The sequence below is a fragment of the Geodermatophilus sp. CPCC 206100 genome (genome assembly GCF_048569675.1).
Taxonomy (GTDB): Bacteria; Actinomycetota; Actinomycetes; order Mycobacteriales; family Geodermatophilaceae; genus Geodermatophilus.
The window spans coordinates 1-17079 of the sequence record NZ_JAQISV010000009.1; the positions used below are offsets into that span (position 1 = coordinate 1).

Annotated in this window: 12 protein-coding genes; 4 read left to right on the plus strand and 8 right to left on the minus strand. The window is 74.1% G+C overall.

The window, feature by feature from the left end:
- The 3 genes from PGN05_RS05110 to mce all read right to left on the minus strand — a co-directional run.
- Positions 1-771, minus strand: a 771-nt coding sequence (locus PGN05_RS05110; protein WP_419751494.1) for a DUF4397 domain-containing protein, incomplete at its 3' end; no start/stop codon positions are given.
- Positions 768-2054 carry a hypothetical protein gene (locus PGN05_RS05115; RefSeq protein WP_419751447.1) on the minus strand — a complete coding sequence of 429 codons (1287 nt, stop codon included), beginning with the start codon at positions 2052-2054 and terminating at the stop codon, positions 768-770. The genes PGN05_RS05115 and PGN05_RS05110, both read right to left, overlap by 4 nt.
- A gap of 128 nt (positions 2055-2182) precedes the next feature.
- Positions 2183-2641, minus strand: a complete 459-nt coding sequence (mce, locus tag PGN05_RS05120) for a methylmalonyl-CoA epimerase (protein ID WP_419751448.1) — start codon at positions 2639-2641, stop codon at positions 2183-2185.
- Between the two features lie 192 nt (positions 2642-2833).
- Between mce and PGN05_RS05125 the strand changes: the two genes are divergently transcribed.
- From PGN05_RS05125 to PGN05_RS05140, 4 genes are all read left to right on the plus strand, one after another.
- Positions 2834-4024: an acetyl-CoA C-acetyltransferase gene (locus PGN05_RS05125; RefSeq protein WP_419751449.1), complete on the plus strand. Its 1191-nt coding sequence runs from the start codon at positions 2834-2836 to the stop codon at positions 4022-4024.
- A gap of 55 nt (positions 4025-4079) precedes the next feature.
- Complete coding sequence (locus tag PGN05_RS05130; protein ID WP_419751450.1) at positions 4080-5552, plus strand: phytoene desaturase family protein; 1473 nt, start codon at positions 4080-4082, stop codon at positions 5550-5552.
- 105 nt (positions 5553-5657) lie between these two features.
- Complete coding sequence (locus PGN05_RS05135) at positions 5658-6182, plus strand: MarR family winged helix-turn-helix transcriptional regulator (protein ID WP_419751451.1); 525 nt, start codon at positions 5658-5660, stop codon at positions 6180-6182.
- A 43-nt stretch (positions 6183-6225) separates the two neighbouring features.
- Positions 6226-7200, plus strand: coding sequence for a tetratricopeptide repeat protein (locus tag PGN05_RS05140; RefSeq protein ID WP_419751452.1), 975 nt, complete (start codon positions 6226-6228; stop codon positions 7198-7200).
- Positions 7201-7216: 16 nt separating this feature from the next.
- Here PGN05_RS05140 and PGN05_RS05145 read toward each other — a convergent pair whose 3' ends face one another.
- The 5 genes from PGN05_RS05145 to PGN05_RS05165 form a co-directional block, all read right to left on the minus strand.
- A complete protein-coding gene (locus PGN05_RS05145) occupies positions 7217-8629 on the minus strand; it encodes a neutral zinc metallopeptidase (RefSeq protein WP_419751453.1) in 1413 nt (470 codons plus the stop codon).
- Between the two features lie 83 nt (positions 8630-8712).
- Positions 8713-11637 carry a 1,4-alpha-glucan branching protein GlgB gene (gene glgB, locus PGN05_RS05150; RefSeq protein ID WP_419751454.1) on the minus strand — a complete coding sequence of 975 codons (2925 nt, stop codon included), beginning with the start codon at positions 11635-11637 and terminating at the stop codon, positions 8713-8715.
- 52 nt (positions 11638-11689) lie between these two features.
- The gene (locus tag PGN05_RS05155) at positions 11690-13060 is read right to left on the minus strand and encodes a maltokinase N-terminal cap-like domain-containing protein (protein ID WP_419751455.1); all 1371 of its coding nucleotides are present in this window, start codon (positions 13058-13060) and stop codon (positions 11690-11692) included.
- Entirely contained in the window at positions 13057-14904 is a 1848-nt protein-coding gene (treS, locus tag PGN05_RS05160; RefSeq protein ID WP_419751456.1) for a maltose alpha-D-glucosyltransferase, read from the minus strand. The genes PGN05_RS05155 and treS overlap by 4 nt, the downstream gene beginning before the upstream one ends.
- 44 nt (positions 14905-14948) lie before the next feature.
- On the minus strand, positions 14949-16982 hold the full coding sequence (locus tag PGN05_RS05165; RefSeq protein ID WP_419751457.1) for an alpha-1,4-glucan--maltose-1-phosphate maltosyltransferase: 2034 nt from the start codon (positions 16980-16982) through the stop codon (positions 14949-14951).
- Positions 16983-17079 lie beyond the last annotated feature (97 nt).

Consider the following 17079-nt stretch of genomic DNA (forward strand, 5'->3'; position numbering starts at 1 on the left):
GCCGCCGCCCGCCCCGGCCGCGACCCCGCCCGCCCCGGCCGCGACCCCGCCCGCGGGCACCGCCGCGGCTCCCGCGGCGTCGAGCACCGGCCGCACGGTCAGCCCGCCGCCCGGGCGGTCGAGCACCAGGACGCTGGAGACCGACCCCGCGGCGAGGTCGAGCGGGACCTCGGTCGGCTCCCCGCCGGCGGTGATCCGCAGCGACGTGGCCCCGGCCGGCACGGGAACGGGGGCGCCGGTGCCGCCGAGGGCCAGCCCGGTCGCCACCGCCCGGCCGGCGACCGCCACGTCCAGGAGCGGCGCGGTCGCGGCGGCGGCGACCACGCGGACGCGCGCGGTGCCGGGCGGCGGAGGCGACAGGTCGTCGTCGACGACGGTGAGGTCCAGATCGGCGAACCGGCCGGCCGTGGCGACGGTCCGCGCGCTCCCGGCGGCCACCTCGACGCGGGTGGACAGCGCCGGGGGGCCGCCCGCGCCGGCCCCGGCCCGGCGCACGGTCACGTCGTAGCTGCCCGGCGGCAGCTCGCCGTACTCGGTGACGGTGCCGTAGCGGACCCCGGACAGGGTGGTCACCGGGGGAGCGCCGCCGGCCGGGCTGACCGACAGGTCGACGGCGGGGCTGTCCGGGGACAGGTGCGCCAGCCGCAGCAGGCCGCCGTCGGCCGCCCGCGCCGGGCTCCCCAGCAGGGCGCACGCCGCGGCGAGGAGGACGGCCGCGGCCAGCCGAGCCCGCCGGCGCGGGGCCGGTGGTGGCGGGGTGGAGCGGGTCAGTGGCGGCCGTTCACCGGCTGGCTGCCGGTGTCCGCGTCGGGCTGGCCGACCGCGGGCTGGACGAGGGTGGGCGGTCCGCTGGCCGGCGAGGCGCCTCCGGCCGGGCCCGACGAGGACACGGGGCGGATCACCTGCGTCTGCTGCGGGGACGGGCCCTCGCGTCCGGCGTCACCGGTGCCCTCACCGGTCCGGGCCGGGGCCGGCTGCACGGCCGGCTGGGTGGGCGGTGCCGGCGGACGGGTGGGCTGGCGGGCCGCGGCCGCCTCCCCGCTGCCGGCCTCGGCCGGGCGGGAGACGGCCGGCTGCGGCGCGGTCGTCGGCGGCCGGACGGCGGGCTGCTGCGCCGTCTGCGGTCCCACGGCCGGCTGCTGCGCGGTCTGCGGCCCGACCGGCTTGGGCGCGCCCTGCTGCGAGCGGGCGACGGCCGGCTGCGACGCGGACTGGCCGGGCACCGGCGGCCGCTGGCCGGCCGCGGGCTCGGGGCGGTCGCTGAGCTCGGGCAGCTGCTCGAGCACCCGGCGGGCCTCGAACAGCCGCCCGGTGAGCTCGTCGCGCACGGCGCGGATCGCGGCCGCAGCCGCCTCGGCCTCGCTGACCATCTGGGCGGAGTGCTGCTCGGCCGCGGCGACCCGCTGGCGGGCGGCCTCGGTGGAGGCGCGCTCGCGCTCCTCCTCGCGCTGCGCGGCCTCGTGCCGGCGGGACCGCTGGGCGAGCTCGAAGTCCTCCTCGACCTTCGCCCGGCGCGCCTGCGACTCGGCGTCCAGCCGGGCGACCTTCTCCTGCGCCTTGCTGACCAGCTCGTCGGCGCGGATCTGGGCCTTGCTGGCGATCTGCTCGGCGTTGTGCCGCGCCTCGGAGATCATCCGCTCGACCTCGGCGCGCCCGGCGGCGTGCCGCTCGTGCATCGCCCGCTCCTCGGCGGCGGTCTGCTCGCGCAGCGCCATCGCCTCGGCCTCGGCGGCCTGCCGGATGTCGGCGGCCTCCTCCTCGGCGAGCCGGAGCATGTGCGAGATGCGCTCGCTCATGTTCTCGAAGGTCGCCGGCCCGGCCGCCGCGGCCTTGCGACGCAGCGCGTCGATCTCGCCGTGCAGCGCCGAGAGCTGACCGGCGAGGTCCGCCGACCGCCCCGCGGCCGCGTCCCGGTCGGCGAGGGCGACGCGGATGTCGGCCTCGAGCCGCTCGATCGTCTCGGCGACCTGGTGGCGGTCGTAGCCGCGCAGCACGACGTCGAACGAGTGCTGGGCCTCGCGCATCGGCAGCAGGTCGCGACGGGGATCGGTCATGCGGTCATCCTCGCAGAGTCGGCGGTGGAGGTCGGCGTGTTCCCGCGGACTCCCAGCAGGGTGCCAGTCCTACCCGGCAACGCGCCACGTCCACGCCCCGGTCCGCTCGGCCGCTCCGGGAGCGGCGGTCAGGAGCCGTCGGCGGCCGGTTCGACGAGCTCCACGAGCACCCCGCCGGCGTCCTTGGGGTGCACGAAGTTGATCCGGCTGCCCGCGGTGCCGCGCCGGGGCCTGTCGTAGAGCAGCCGCATCCCGCGGGCCCGCAGGGTGGCAGAGGCGGCGTCGACGTCCTCGACCCGGAAGGCCAGCTGCTGCAGGCCCGGCCCCGAGCGGCCGATGAACCGCGCGATCGCCGACTCGGGGGTCAGCGGGGCGAGCAACTGGATGCGCGTCTCGCCGTCCCCGACGGAGAGCATCGCCTCGTGCACGCCCTGCTCCTCGTTGATCTCCTCGTGCACTGACGTGATCCCGAAGGCCAGCTCGTAGAAGGCGATCGCCTCGCGCAGGTCCGGCACGGCGATGCCCACGTGGTCGATGGTGGTGAACAGGCCGGCGGGGAGGTCGGCGCTGTCGGCGGGGGTCGTCACAGCGGCATCCTCCCCGCCCGGGCGGCGCAGCCGACAGCCGGGTGTGACAGGGGTCACGTCCGGCGTCGCGCGGGGTGGTATGGCGCTCCGCCGTCCTATCCTGTGGGACAGCCCGACGCCGCGCGCTCCCGCGCGGCGCGCACCACGCACACCGGACCGCCACTCCCGGTGGCCCTGCTACTGGAGGCCCCGATGCCCCGTTCCGTCATCGTCAGCGGCGCCCGGACGCCGATGGGTCGGCTGCTCGGCTCCCTGAAGGACTTCTCCGCCGCCGATCTCGGCGGCATCGCGATCAAGGCCGCCCTCGAGCGGGCCGGGATCGCCGGGGACCAGGTCGACTACGTGATCATGGGCCAGGTGCTGCTGGCCGGCGCCGGGCAGAACCCGGCCCGCCCCGCGGCGGTGGCCGGCGGCATCCCGATGTCGGTGCCGTCGCTCACGCTGAACAAGGTCTGCCTGTCCGGCCTCGACGCGATCGCGCTGGCCGACCAGCTCATCCGCGCCGGCGAGTTCGACGTCGTCGTCGCCGGCGGCATGGAGTCGATGACCCGCGCCCCGCACCTGCTGCTGGACTCCCGCACCGGCACCAAGTACGGCGACGCGAAGCTCGTCGACGCCATGGCCCACGACGGCCTGTCCGACACCTTCGACCAGGTGGCGATGGGGCTGCTGACCGAGCAGGCCAACGGCCGCTACGACCTGACCCGCGAGGAGCAGGACGCCTTCGCCGCGGCCAGCCACCAGAGGGCCGCGTCGGCGGCGAAGAACGGCCTGTTCGACGACGAGATCACCCCGGTGCTCGTCCCGCAGCGCAAGGGCGACCCGATCGAGTTCCGCGAGGACGAGGGCGTCCGCCCCGACACCACCGCCGACACCCTGGCGCGGCTCAAGCCGGCCTTCGCGGAGGACGGCACGATCACCGCCGGCACCGCCTCGCAGATCTCCGACGGCGCCTGCGCGGTCGTGGTCATGTCCGCCGAGAAGGCCGCCGAGCTCGGGCTGACCCCGATCGCCGAGATCGGCGCCCACGGGGTCGTCGCCGGCCCGGACGCCACGCTGCAGAGCCAGCCGTCCCGCGCGATCGCCCGGGCCTGCGCCCGCGAGGGCATCGAGCCGGCCGATCTCGACCTGGTCGAGATCAACGAGGCCTTCGCCGCGGTGGGCATCGTCTCCACCCGCGAGCTCGGCGTCGACCCGGAGAAGGTCAACGTCAACGGCGGCGCGATCGCGCTGGGCCACCCGATCGGCATGAGCGGCGCCCGGATCGTGCTGCACCTCGCGCTGGAGCTCCGCCGTCGCGGCGGCGGCGTCGGCGCGGCCGCCCTGTGCGGCGGCGGGGGGCAGGGCGACGCGCTCGTCCTGCACGTGCCCGCTCCGGCGTGACCCGGCCGCCCGCGCCCCTCGCGCAGGTGGAACCGGGTGAGGGCAGGATGGCGGGGTGAACGGGAGACCGGACGCCGTCGTCGTCGGAGCCGGGCCGAACGGACTGGCCGCCGCCCTGCGGCTGGCCGCCGCCGGCCTGCGCGTGCAGGTGGTGGACGCAGCCGAGCGACCGGGCGGCGGGATGCGCACCGAGGAGCTGATGCGGCCGGGCTACCGGCACGACGTCTGCTCGATCGTGCAGCCGATGGCCGCCGCGGCGCCGTTCTTCCGGGAGTTCGACCTGGCCTCCCGCGGCGTCCGGCTGGTCCAGCCGGAGATCAACTACGCGCACCCCCTGGACGGCGGCGGCGCGGCGGTCGCGCACCGCTCGATCGGCGAGACCGCCGCCGGCCTGGGGCGTGACGGCGCGGCCTACCGCCGCCTGTTCGAACCGCTCGTCGAACACGGCACCGACGTCGTCGACTTCTTCCTGACCAGCCGGCTGCGCCGGCTGCCCACGCGCAGCGTCGGGGCGATCACGAAGTTCGGGCTCAACGGGCTGCCGAACGTGCGCTGGCTGGCCCACCGGTACTTCGAGACCGAGGAGGCCCGCGCGCTGCTCGGCGGGGCGGCCGCCCACGGCATGCTGGACCTGAGCCAGCCGCTGACCTCGGCGCTCGGGATGCTGCTCACCATGCTCGGCCACCACGTCGGGTGGCCGCTGGTCGAGGGCGGCTCGCAGAACCTGGCCGACGCGATGGTGACCGCACTCGAGCAGCAGGGCGGTGAGGTGGTGACCGGCCACCTGGTCACCGACCTGCGCGAGTTCGAGGGCGTGCCCGCCGTCCTGCTGGACACGACGCCGGAGGCGTTCGTCTCGATGGCCGGCGACCGCGTGCACGAGGGTTACCGCCGCTGGGTGCGGCGCTACAAGCACGGCGCCGGGGTCTTCAAGGTGGACTGGATCCTGTCCGAGCCGGTGCCCTGGACCAACCCCGACGTCCGGCGGGCCGGGACGATCCACATCGCCGGGACCCTCGAGGAGACCATCGCCGGCGAACGGGCGCCCAACAAGGGGCAGCTCACCGACCGGCCGTACGTCCTCGCCGTCCAGCCGACCGTCCCGGACCCGACCCGTGCGCCCGAGGGCGGGCACGTCTTCTGGGCCTACGTGCACGTGCCGCACGGTGCCGACGTCGACATGACGGAGGCCATCGAGAACCAGGTGGAGCGCTTCGCCCCCGGGTTCAAGGACACCGTCGTCGATCGGGTCACCAAGGACGCCGTCGCCATGGAGAAGTGGAACCCGGCCTACATCGGCGGCGACATCTCCAACGGTCAGGCGACGCTGCGACAGATGCTGGCCCGGCCGGTGCCGCGCTGGAACACCTACAAGACCCCGGTGCGGGGCGTCTACCTCGCCTCGTCGGCCACGCCGCCCGGGCCCGCCGTCCACGGGGCCTGCGGGGACAACGCGGCGCAGGTGGCCCTCCGCGAGGTGTTCGGCGTCCGGCACGTGCCGCCGCTGCGTCCCGCGCCCCCCGCCTGACCTCCGCTCCCCGCGCCGACCGGCGAGCGACCGTGGTTCCCACGTCCCGGTGGCCACGACGGCTCGCCACTCGGTGCTCGGCGGCCGGACCGTAACCTCGCATCCATGGTCCGACCGCTGGGGTTGCCCTTCGATCCCATCGAGCGCGCAGGGGAGTCGTGGGAGCAGCGCTTCGGCCCGGCCGCCACGATGCGGGCCGCGACGTCGGTGTTCCGGGTCCAGCAGATCCTGCTCGCCCGCTACGACGAGGCGCTGCGGCCGCACCGGCTGACCTTCGCCCGCTACGAGGTGCTGGTGCTGCTCACCTTCAGCCGCACCGGTGAGCTGCCCCTCAAGGTGATCGGCAGCCGGCTGATGGTGCACCCGACCAGCGTGACCAACGCCATCGACCGCCTGGTCGCCGCGGGCTACGTCGACCGCCGGCCCAACCCCGCCGACGGCCGCGGGGTGCTCGCCGGCATCACCGAGCGCGGGCGGTCGGTCGTCGAGGCGGCCACCGCCGCGCTGACCGGCCTGGACTTCGGGCTGGGCGACGTCCCGGCCGCCGAGCTGGCGACGTTGTTCGACATCCTCAAGCGCGTCCGCCTCGGCGCGGGGGACGTCGCGGAGGCGGCGCCGGCGGTCCGCTGAGCACCCCCGACACCGCTCGCGACACGGTGGGATGATCGAGGTCATGCAGCCCTCCCGTCCCGGACGTCCCGACCCGCGCGCACAGGCCCAGCAGGCGCAGATGGCCGCCGCGATGGCCGGCGCGGTGGACCTCGCCGCCGTCAAGGCCCGCTCGGAGGCGGCGGCACGGGCCCAGGCCGCACCTGCGCCGAGCGCCGCCGCGCCGGCCGGTGCGCCGGGTGCCGCCGTCATCGACGTCACCGAGGAGACCTTCCAGGCCGACGTCCTCGACCGCTCCTTCCAGGTGCCCGTCGTGCTCGACCTGTGGGCCGAGTGGTGCGGGCCGTGCAAGCAGCTCTCGCCGGTGCTCGAGCGGCTGGCCGCGGAGGGTGCCGGGTCCTGGGTGCTGGCCAAGGTGGACGTGGACGCGAACCCCGCGCTCGCCCAGGGCCTGCGGGTGCAGGGCATCCCGGCGGTCAAGGCAGTCTGGCAGGGACAGCTCGTCGCCGAGTTCACCGGCGCGATCCCGGAGGAGCAGGCCCGCCAGTTCGTCAGCGAGCTGGTGCGTGCCACCACCGGGGGTGCGGTGCCCGGAGCCGAGGCCGGCGCCGGGGCCGAGGACGAGGTCGAGGACCCGCGGCTCGACGCCGCCGAGGCGGCCCTGGAGCGCGGTGACCTCGTCGCCGCCGAGGCCGCCTACCAGGCGATCGTCGACGCGGAGCCCGACCACCCGGTCGCTGGGCTCGCGCTGCGACAGGTGCAGCTGTTCCGCCGTGCCGACGAGGCCGGCCCGGACGCGCTGGCCCGCGCGGACGCCGCCCCGGACGACATCCCCGCCCAGACCCGCGCCGCTGACTTCCTGCTGGGCACCGGCGACGTCGAGGGCGCCTTCGCCCGCCTGCTGGACGTCGTCCGCCGCACGACCGGGGAGGACCGCGACGGAGCCCGCAAGCACCTCGTGGAGCTGTTCTCGGTGGTGGGCGACCAGGACCCGCGGGTCGGTGCGGCCCGGCGCGAGCTCACCCTCGCCCTCTACTGAGCCGGCCCCAGCGCGGTCAGCCGACGTCGCAGGCGGCGGAGCCCTCCAGGAAGCCGCTGCGGAACAGGTCGACCAGCTGGAACCCCGACAGTTGGACGTCGCCGAGCACCTGCGGGTCGTTGCCGTACTCGAGGAGGAACTGCACGCTCTCGTCGATGTCGCCGGGGGAGACGCGCACGGTGCTCAGCGAGCCGTTGTAGACCTGCGCGCCGTACCAGCCGGTGAGGCAGACCGCGGAGCGCGCCGCCGCCTCGTCGTCGGTGGACAGCCCCAGCTGGTCGCGGGCGGCCAGGGCGTAGGGGATCGACACGGCCGTGGGGAACGCGAAGTCGCCCAGCTGCTCGACGACCGGGCCGGTGAGGTCGCGCTCGTCGTAGGCGACCAGCCCGTCGTCCCCGCCGTCCCCGTCGCCGGGCGGGCAGTACACGAGGTCGGCGTCCCCGGCGGCCGCGCAGCCGGGTGCGTCCCCCGCGAAGGCGGTCAGCTGCGGCGGGGTGAACTCGCCCTCCAGGACGTCGCTGAACGCGCGGGTCCAGAACTCCGGCAGTGACTCCTGGACCAGCTGCTCCACCACCCCGTACGGGGAGTTGCCGCCGCTGCGGAGGTCGTCGTCGGAGGTGAACTGGCCCTGGGTGAACACCCGGTCCGGGCCGAACCGGTCGCGGCACGCCGTCGGACCGTCGTCGAAGCCCTCCTGGAAGGCCGACACCCGGTCGAAGTAGGAGCCGTGCGCCTGCTGCTCGGCGCGGCTGGTGCCCACCGGGTCGCGCAGCAGCAGGTAGCCGCGCAGCAGCTCGTCCAGCTCGGGCGCCCGGATGGTGGAGTGGGCCGCCTCGCCGTCCGCCACCCACGCCGTCCACGCCCCGGCGAAGCAGTCGGCCTGCGTCTCGGTCGCGATGGAGCTGGCCGGTGCGCCGACCCGGGCCTGGACGGCGTGCCCGAACTCGTGGGCCATGACCAGCGCGGGGATGAACCGGCCGTACTGGCCGGCCAGGTCCTCCAGGAACGAGCGGTCGTAGGTGATCGAGTCGGAGTTGGGTGCCTGCGGCGCCTGGCAGTAGAAGGCGTTGCCCTCCACCTCGCTGGGGTCGGCGCCGCAGCCGACGCCCTGCGGGTAGACGGCGGGGTCCACGGAGGCCGGGTCGACGCTGAAGTAGCCGCCGGCGAGCGGGGTGAAGCGGTCGCCGTACACGTCCGGGAACTGCTCGGCCCAGTAGTCCTCGAGGTCGGCGAGGGCGTTGCGGGCCAGGAGGTCGATCGGTCCCTCGACCGCGCCGACGACGGTGACCCGGCCCGGGGCGGCGTCGTCCGGCGGCGGCTGCGCGGCCCGCGGGCGTCCGACGACCACCACCGAGCAGCCGGAGACCACGAGCAGGGCGACGGCGGCGAGCAGCGCCACGGCCGCTCGGCGCAGGCGCAGGTCAGGCATGTCGCGCCGATCGTCTCACCACCGTGGCCCCTCTGCAGGGTCCCGCCGCGAGCCTGCGAGCGGTGGGGGGCAGAGGGGCCCGTTCACTCGTGCACGAACCAGACGGTGCCCAGCGGGGGCGCCGACAGCGTGGCCGAGTACGGCTGGCCGTGCCACGGCTGCTCGACGGCCTCGATCCCGCCCAGGTTGCCCACACCCGACCCGCCGTAGCCCTCGGCGTCGCTGTTGAGCACCTCGCGCCAGGTCCCGGGCCGGGGGAGGCCGATGCGGTACCCGTGGTGCGGCTGCCCGGAGAAGTTGACGACGCAGGCGAGCGCCTCGCCGTCGGTCCCCGCCGCGCAGCCCTCCGCCGTGCCGAAGCGCAGGAACGACAGCACGTTGCCCGAGGCGTCGTTGGCGTCGATCCACTGGAAGCCGGCCGGGTCGACGTCCTGCGACCACAGCGCCGACAGCTCCTTGTACCGGGCGTTGAGGTCGGTGACCAGCGACAGCACGCCGCGGTGCGCGGGGTCGTCCAGGTGCCACCAGTCCAGCGAGCGGCTCTCGGCCCACTCGGCGTCCTGGCCGAACTCCGACCCCATGAACAGCAGCTGCTTGCCCGGGTGGGCCCACATGTAGGCCAGGTAGGCGCGCAGGTTGGCCAGCTGCTGCCACCGGTCACCGGGCATCTTCCGCAGCAGCGAGCCCTTGCCGTAGACGACCTCGTCGTGGCTGATCGGCAGCACGTAGTTCTCGGAGTACGCGTACATCATCGAGAACGTCAGCTGCCCGTGGTGGTAGCTGCGGTACACCGGCTCGCGCTGCACGTAGGCGAGCGAGTCGTGCATCCAGCCCATGTTCCACTTGAAGCCGAACCCGAGGCCGCCCAGGTGGGTGGGGCGCGTGACGCCGGGCCAGGCGGTCGACTCCTCGGCGATCGTGACCACCCCGGGGACCTCGCGGTACACGGTCGCGTTCATCTCCTGCAGGAACGCCACGGCCTCGAGGTTCTCCCGCCCGCCGTGCACGTTGGGCTCCCACTCGCTGCGCGAGTAGTCGAGGTAGAGCATCGAGGCGACCGCGTCGACGCGGACGCCGTCGACGTGGAACTCCTTGCACCAGAACAGCGCGTTGGCGACGAGGAAGTTGCGCACCTCGGAGCGGCCGAAGTCGAAGACGTAGGTGCCCCAGTCCAGCTGCTCGCCCCGGCGGGGGTCGCCGTGCTCGTAGAGCGGGGTGCCGTCGAAGCGGGCCAGCGCCCAGTCGTCCTTGGGGAAGTGCGCCGGCACCCAGTCCACGATGACGCCGATGCCGGCCTGGTGGGCCCGGTCGACCAGGTAGCGGAAGTCGTCCGGTGAGCCGTACCGCGCCGTCGGCGCGTAGTAGCTGGTGACCTGGTAGCCCCACGAGCCACCGAAGGGGTGCTCGGCGACCGGCATGAACTCGATGTGCGTGAAGCCCGCGTCCACCACGTAGTCGACCAGCTCGTCGGCCAGCTCGCGGTAGGACAGCCCCTGCCGCCAGGAGCCGATGTGCACCTCGTAGACGCTCATCGGCCGCTGGTGCCAGCCGGCGCGCGCCCGGTCGGTCAGCCACGTGTCGTCGTTCCACTCGTAGTCGGACTCGGTGACGACGGAGGCGTTCAGCGGCGGCACCTCGGTGGCGAAGGCCAGCGGGTCGGACTTGTGCCGCCAGACGCCGTCCCGGCCGAGCACGTGGTAGCGGTACCGCGCGCCGACCCGGACGCCGGGGATGAAGATCTCCCAGACGCCGGAGGAGCCCAGCGACCGCATCGGGTAGGCGCGGGCCTCCCAGTAGTCGAAGTCGCCGGTCACCTTGACGCCCTGGGCGCTCGGCGCCCAGACCGCGAAGGAGACGCCCTCGACCCGCCCGCGCGGGGTGTCGTAGCGCCGCACGTGCGCGCCCAGCACGTCCCACAGGCGCTCGTGCCGGCCCTCGCGGATGAGGTGCTGGTCCAGCTCGCCGACCGTCGGCAGCCAGCGGTAGGGGTCGTCGACGGTGAACGTGTCGGTGCCGCCCTGGCTGTTGTCGTAGGTGACCTCCACGCGGTAGTCACCGGGCTGCCGGGGGACGGCGGCCTCGAAGATGCCCCCGTCGTGCAGCTGCCGGGCGTCGTGGCGGGCGCCGTCCTCGTCGACGACGGCCACCGAGACCGCGTTGGGTCGCAGCGTGCGCACGACCCAGCCCTGCGCGGCCGGGTGGGCGCCCAGCACGCTGTGCGGCGAGTAGGACCAGCCGTCGACGATGGCGCGCAGCTGCTCCTCGGTGACCTCGTGCGCCGACCCGTGCCCGCCCATCCCGACCGACCCGCCCGCGGCGACCGCGCCGGGCAGCGCAGGGTCGCTGGCCAGCCCGCCCTCGGTGTCGGCGGGCGGCGCGTCCTCCTGCCCGCCGGGGGTGGTGCCGTCGGTGACCAGGCCCGCGACCACGGTGCCGGCCGCGCCGGTGCCGTGCCGGATGCCGGTGTCGTGGTCGTCGGGGGCCTGCGGGGTGCTCGTGGGCTCCGGAGTGCTCGGGGCCTGTGGGGTGCTCGGCGTCGCCGGGTCGGCGTCCGGTGGCTCCGGCTGCCCGGCGGGGGCGCCACTCGGGCTCCCCGGCTGCGCGATGGGCGCGGGGGCCACCACCGGGGCCGCGGTGCCGCCCTGCTCCAGGACGACGTCCTCCTGGGCCGCCCGCGTGCGGGGCGCCCGCTTGGCGGCGGCCTTCTTGGCCGCCTTCTTCGCCGGGGCGGCCGGCCCCGCCGCGACGTCGCCGGGTGCCGCGGTCTTCGCCGGGGCCTTCTTCGCCGCCGCCTTCTTGGCCGCGGGGGCCTTCTTCGCGGCGGCCCGCTTGCGGGCGGGGGCGGCGTTGATGACCGGCTCCTGCTCGGCGGCCTCGGCGTCGGCGGCCTTCTGCTCGACGACGGCCTGCAGCTCCTCCTTGGTCGCCGGTGCGCGGTCGCCGGCGTCGACGGTGCGCTCCGGCGTGCCGGTCGCCAGGTCCTCGGTCGTCCCGTCGGGGGTCGTCATCGCGTCGCCGTCCTCTTCGTGCCTGTCGTCGGTGGTCGGGATTGGCCGCGGGTCAGTCCGCTGCCGTGAGCCGGGACAGCGACTGCAGCGGGATCATCAGCCAGTGCGGGCGGTTGCGCGCCTCGTAGACGCACTCGTAGACGGCCTTGTCCGCCTCGAGCGCCCGCAGCAGCGGGGAGTCGCCGCACGGGTCCAGACCGCTCGCGGCCGAGTACCCGGCGCAGAACGCGCTGCGGTTGCGCTCTGCCCACTCCTGGGCCCGGTATGCGCGCTGGGGGTCCCCCGGCTGCTCGACGAGCATGTGACGTGCGGCGTAGTCGAAGCTGCGCAGCATCCCGGCGACGTCCCGCATGGGGCTGTCCAGCTCGCGCCGGGCGGCCAGCGGGCGGGCCGGCTCGCCCTCGAAGTCGAGCACGATCCAGCCGGTGGCGGTGCGCAGCACCTGCCCCAGGTGCAGGTCGCCGTGCACCCGCTGCCGGACGACGGTCTCCCGGCTGTCGGCCACCGCGGCGTAGACCGCGCGGAGCCCGTCGGCGTGCTCGGCCAGTTGCGGGACGACCTCGATGGCCGCCTCCAGCCGGGCGGTCATCTGCTCGGCCACCGTGGCGAACCAGGCCGGGTCGGCGGGCTCGGTGGGCAGCACCTTGGCCATGTCCGCGTGCACCAACGCGGTCGCCGCGCCCAGCCGCTCGCTCTCGGCGGCGAAGTCCCCGCCCACCTCGTCGGCGTGCAGGTCGCCCTCGGAGAAGAGGTCGCGGACGCTGGCCGTGGCCAGCCGCCACCCGTCGCTGGCGTTCGGGACGAACGTCTGCAGCATGGCCACCGTGGCCGGCTCGGCCGAGGGGTCGAGGTCGTCGATCTCGATGTGCCCGAGCAGCGGCGCGATGTGCGGGTTCTCCGTCTTGCGCAGCGCCTCGTGGACCTCCACGTCCGGGTTGAGCCCGGGCTCGAGCCGGCGGAACAGCTTGAGGATCGCCTCCTGGCCGTAGACCAGGGAGGTGTTGCTCTGCTCGGTGGACACGATGTCGCCGGGCACGCCCTCGGGGATGGGGGCCACCCCCGCCGGGTGGAAGTGCATCGGCCCGACGGTCGAGGCGTGGACCAGGTGGACCAGCCACGGCGGGCTCGCGTCGCGGTCGCGCATCGCGTCGTAGGCGTAGGTCTCCCGGTCACCCGAGGGCACCGCGCCGACGAACGCGGAGCTGAGGTCGTCGGACGGGTGCTCACGCCACGACAGCGGCACCAGGTAGGTCTCGGTGGCGCCGTCGGCGTAGGAGACGCGGACCCGGTGCACCGACAGGACCGGGCCGGCCTGGTCGAGCAGGAACCCCTCCTCGGTGACGTCGGACCACTCCCGGCCCTTGCCGCCGAACCAGCGCTGGTGCGGCATCCACTCGCGGAGCAGGTCGGTCAGCGCGCTCATCGGTCTCCTCCGGGGGCGTCGTCGCCGGTGCGGGTGTCGCTGTCGCCGGGGATCTCCTCGGCGGCGGACACCACCCCGGCGGCGAGCAGGGACTCCGCCAGCGCGCTGGACGCGCCGCTCTCCGGCTCGGCCACCGGCGCGGCCGGCTTGGCGAGCTCGAACCAGTAGAAGCCGTGCCCGGAGAGGGTGAGCATGTAGGGCAGGACGCCGATCTGCGGGAACTCCACCCGGCCGGTGAGCTCGATGGGCGTGTAGCCCTCGAAGCGGCGCAGGTCCAGCTCCACCGGCTGCGGGAAGCGGGACAGGTTGTTGACGCACAGCACCACGTCGTCGCCGAACTCGCGGACGAACGACAGCACGGTCGGGTTGCGGGAGCCGATCTCGGCGTAGCTGCCCAGACCGAACGTCGGGTGCTCCTTGCGGACCCGGATCATCTGCCGGATCCAGTGCAGCATCGAGTTGGTGTTGCGCAACTGTGACTCGACGTTGGTGACCTGGTAGCCGTAGACCGGGTCCTGGTTCAGCGGCAGGTACATCCGCTGCGGGTCGGCGGTGGAGAAGCCGCCGTTGCGGTCCGGCGTCCACTGCATCGGGGTGCGGACGCCGTCCCGGTCACCGAGCCAGATGTTGTCGCCCATGGCGATCTCGTCGCCGTAGTAGAGGACCGGCGAGCCCGGCAGCGACAGCAGCAGCGCGTTGAACAGCTCGAGGGTGTCCATGTCGTTGTCGAGCAGCGGCGCCAGCCGGCGACGGATGCCGATGTTGGCCTTCATGCGGGGGTCCTTGGCGTACTCCGCCCACATGTAGTCGCGCTCCTCGTCGGTGACCATCTCCAGGGTCAGCTCGTCGTGGTTGCGCAGGAAGATGCCCCACTGGCAGTTGTCCGGGATGTCCGGTGTCTGGGCCATGATCTCCGAGATCGGGAAGCGCTGCTCCCGCCGGACGGCCATGAACAGGCGCGGCATCACCGGGAAGTGGAAGGCCATCTGGCACTCGTCGCCGTTCTCGCCGAAGTACTCGACGACGTCGCCGGGCCACTGGTTGGCCTCGCACAGCAGCACCCGGTCCGGGTAGTCGGCGTCGACGACCTTCCGGACGTGCTTGAGGAACTCGTGGGTGCGCGGCAGGTTCTCGCCGTTGGTCCCCTCTTCCTCGAACAGGTAGGGGACGGCGTCGAGCCGGAAGCCGTCGATGCCGATGTCCAGCCAGAAGCGCAGGGCGTCGATGATCGCCTCCTGCACTCGCGGGTTCTCGAAGTTGAGGTCGGGCTGGTGGGAGAAGAACCGGTGCCAGAAGTACTGCTTGCGCACCGGGTCGAAGGTCCAGTTCGAGCTCTCGGTGTCGACGAAGATGATCCGCGCGTCGGCGTAGCCGGTGTCGTCGTCGGCCCACACGTAGAAGTCGCCGTAGGGGCCGTCGGGGTCGCTGCGGCTGGCCTGGAACCAGGGGTGCTGGTCCGAGGTGTGGTTCATGACGAAGTCGATGATCACGCGCATGCCCCGGGCGTGGGCGGCGTGGAGGAACTCCGTGAAGTCCTCGATGTCGCCGAACTCGGGCAGCACGGCGGTGTAGTCGCTGACGTCGTAGCCGCCGTCGCGCAGGGGCGAGGCGAAGAACGGCGGCAGCCAGAGGCAGTCGACGCCGAGCCACTGCAGGTAGTCGAGCTTGTCGAGCATGCCGCGCAGGTCACCGACGCCGTCGGCGTTGCTGTCGGCGAAGCCGCGGACGAGGACCTCGTAGAAGACGGCGCGCTTGTACCACTCGGGGTCGGTGCCCGGTGTCGGCAGCGCCGAGTCGCCGGCCTCGGGGCGGCCGTCGGGGAGGTCAGGGACGGAAACGGTCATCGGGGGTGACGCCCTCGGTTCTGCGGGGGGGAGCGGGTGGGGGATCAGGAGACCGGCGGCGGGACCCGGACCGGCCGGTGGTGGGTGATCGCGAAGACGTGCGCCGGCTCGCGGTAGGGGTTGAGCTCCACGTAGTTGAACTGGCCCCAGTCGTAGCTGGCGCCGGTCAGCTCGTCGGTCACGGTGAAGCGCTCATACCAGTCGAGGCCGAGCGTCGGCAGGTCCAGGGCCGTCGTCCCGATCTGGGTGTTGTGGCTGTCCAGCGACACGACGACCAGGACGGCGTCCTGCGAGCCGGGGTCGGTCTTGGTGAAGCAGAGCAGGTTCGGGTTGTCGACGGAGTGGAAGTGCAGCGTCCGCAGCTGCTGGAGGGCGGGGTGCGCGCGGCGGATCTCGTTGAGCCGGCGCAGGTAGGGGGCGAGGCTGCGCCCGGACGCCTCGGCCGCGGCGAGGTCCCGCGGTCGCAGCTGGTACTTCTCGCTGTCCAGGTACTCCTCGCTGCCCGGCCGCACCGCCACGTGCTCGAACAGCTCGAACCCGGAGTAGACGCCCCAGGTCGGGCTCATCATGGCGGCCAGGACGGCGCGGATCTTGAACATCTGCGGGCCGCCGAACTGCAGCGACGCGTGCAGGATGTCCGGGGTGTTCACGAAGAAGTTCGGCCGCATGTAGTGGCTGCTGGCGGCCAGCTCGCGGCCGTAGTCCTCGAGCTCGCCGCGCTCGGTCCGCCAGGTGAAGTACGTGTAGGACTGCGTGTACCCGATCCGGGCCAGCTGGTGCATCATCGCCGGCCGGGTGAAGGCCTCGGCGAGGAACAGCACGTCCGGGTCGGTCTCCTTGACCGTCCAGATCAGCCAGTGCCAGAAGCTCAGCGGCTTGGTGTGCGGGTTGTCGACCCGGAAGATGCGGACCCCGGCGTCCATCCACACCCGGATGACCCGCAGGCACTCGGCGTAGATGCCCTCGGGGTCGTTGTCGAAGTTGATCGGGTAGATGTCCTGGTACTTCTTCGGCGGGTTCTCCGCGTAGGCGATCGTCCCGTCGGGCTTGGTGGTGAACCACTCGGGGTGCTCCTCGACCCACGGGTGGTCGGGGGCGGCCTGCAGCGCGAAGTCCAGCGCCACCTCCATGCCGAGCTCGCGGGTGCGGTCGACGAAGGCCCGGAAGTCGTCCATGGTGCCCAGCTGCGGGTGGACGGCGTCGTGCCCGCCCTCCGCGCTGCCGATCGCCCACGGCGAGCCCGGGTCGTCCGACCCGATCTCGTACGGGTTGCCGCCGGGGTACTGCGCCGTGTTCGGGCCCTTGCGGTTGACCGTGCCGATCGGGTGGATCGGTGGCAGGTAGACCACGTCGAAACCCATGTCGGCGACCGTGGGCAGCAGTTCGGCCGAGGTGGCGAAGGTGCCGTGCGTGGGCCGCCCGTCGACGACCGGGCCGGTCGAGCGCGGGAAGAACTCGTACCAGGAGCCGAACAGCGCCCGGGGGCGGTCCACCCAGACCTCGTACCGCGGCCCGGGGGTGACCAGCTCGCGGACCGGGTGCTCGTGCAGGTACTCCTGCAGCGCCTCGACCAGGGCCGGGGCGACCCGGGCCGGCAGGTCGCGGGTGGCGTCGCGCAGCGCGGCGGCCGCGTCGGCGACCCGCTCCGCCCACGGCGCGTCGGCCTCGGCGGCGACCCGGTCGAGCAACCGGGCGCCCTCCTCGAGGTCGTTGGCGAGCTCCTCGGGTCCCTGGCCGGCCGCGATCTTCACCTCGACGGCGTGGTGCCAGGTGGCCAGCGGGTCGCTCCACGCCTCGACCCGGAAGGACCACCGACCCTCGCGGTCGGGCACGACGGTGGTGATCCAGCGGTCGGGCTCGTCGCCGAAGCGGGCCATCCGGCGCAGCGGCTGGCGCTTCTCGTCCTCCCCGGGCGGGGTCCAGACCACGTTGGCCGCCACGGCGTCGTGACCCTCGCGGAAGACGGTGGCGGTGATCGGCACGTGTTCGCCGACCACGGCGCGGGCCGAGAAGGACCCGCAGGACACGACGGGGGCGACATCGGTGATGCCGAGACGGAGGTCAGCGCGGCCAGTCATCCGGGCCACGCTATCCATCTCTCGTCCCGCTCACACATCGGCGTCGGGAGCGCTCCCCGGGGCGCCGCGCAGCCCGGTGCGGCGCCGGTGGGCACTA

Bases quoted from the DNA above. Each gene is read 5' to 3' on its own strand.
- PGN05_RS05115 (WP_419751447.1), bottom strand. From the start codon at position 2,054: ATGACCGATCCCCGTCGCGACCTGCTGCCGATGCGCGAGGCCCAGCAC.
- PGN05_RS05125 (WP_419751449.1), top strand. From the start codon at position 2,834: ATGCCCCGTTCCGTCATCGTCAGCGGCGCCCGGACGCCGATGGGTCGG.
- PGN05_RS05135 (WP_419751451.1), top strand. From the start codon at position 5,658: ATGGTCCGACCGCTGGGGTTGCCCTTCGATCCCATCGAGCGCGCAGGG.
- PGN05_RS05140 (WP_419751452.1), top strand. From the start codon at position 6,226: ATGCAGCCCTCCCGTCCCGGACGTCCCGACCCGCGCGCACAGGCCCAG.
- PGN05_RS05145 (WP_419751453.1), bottom strand. From the start codon at position 8,629: ATGCCTGACCTGCGCCTGCGCCGAGCGGCCGTGGCGCTGCTCGCCGCC.
- glgB (WP_419751454.1), bottom strand. From the start codon at position 11,637: ATGACGACCCCCGACGGGACGACCGAGGACCTGGCGACCGGCACGCCG.
- PGN05_RS05155 (WP_419751455.1), bottom strand. From the start codon at position 13,060: ATGAGCGCGCTGACCGACCTGCTCCGCGAGTGGATGCCGCACCAGCGC.
- treS (WP_419751456.1), bottom strand. From the start codon at position 14,904: ATGACCGTTTCCGTCCCTGACCTCCCCGACGGCCGCCCCGAGGCCGGC.
- PGN05_RS05165 (WP_419751457.1), bottom strand. From the start codon at position 16,982: ATGACTGGCCGCGCTGACCTCCGTCTCGGCATCACCGATGTCGCCCCC.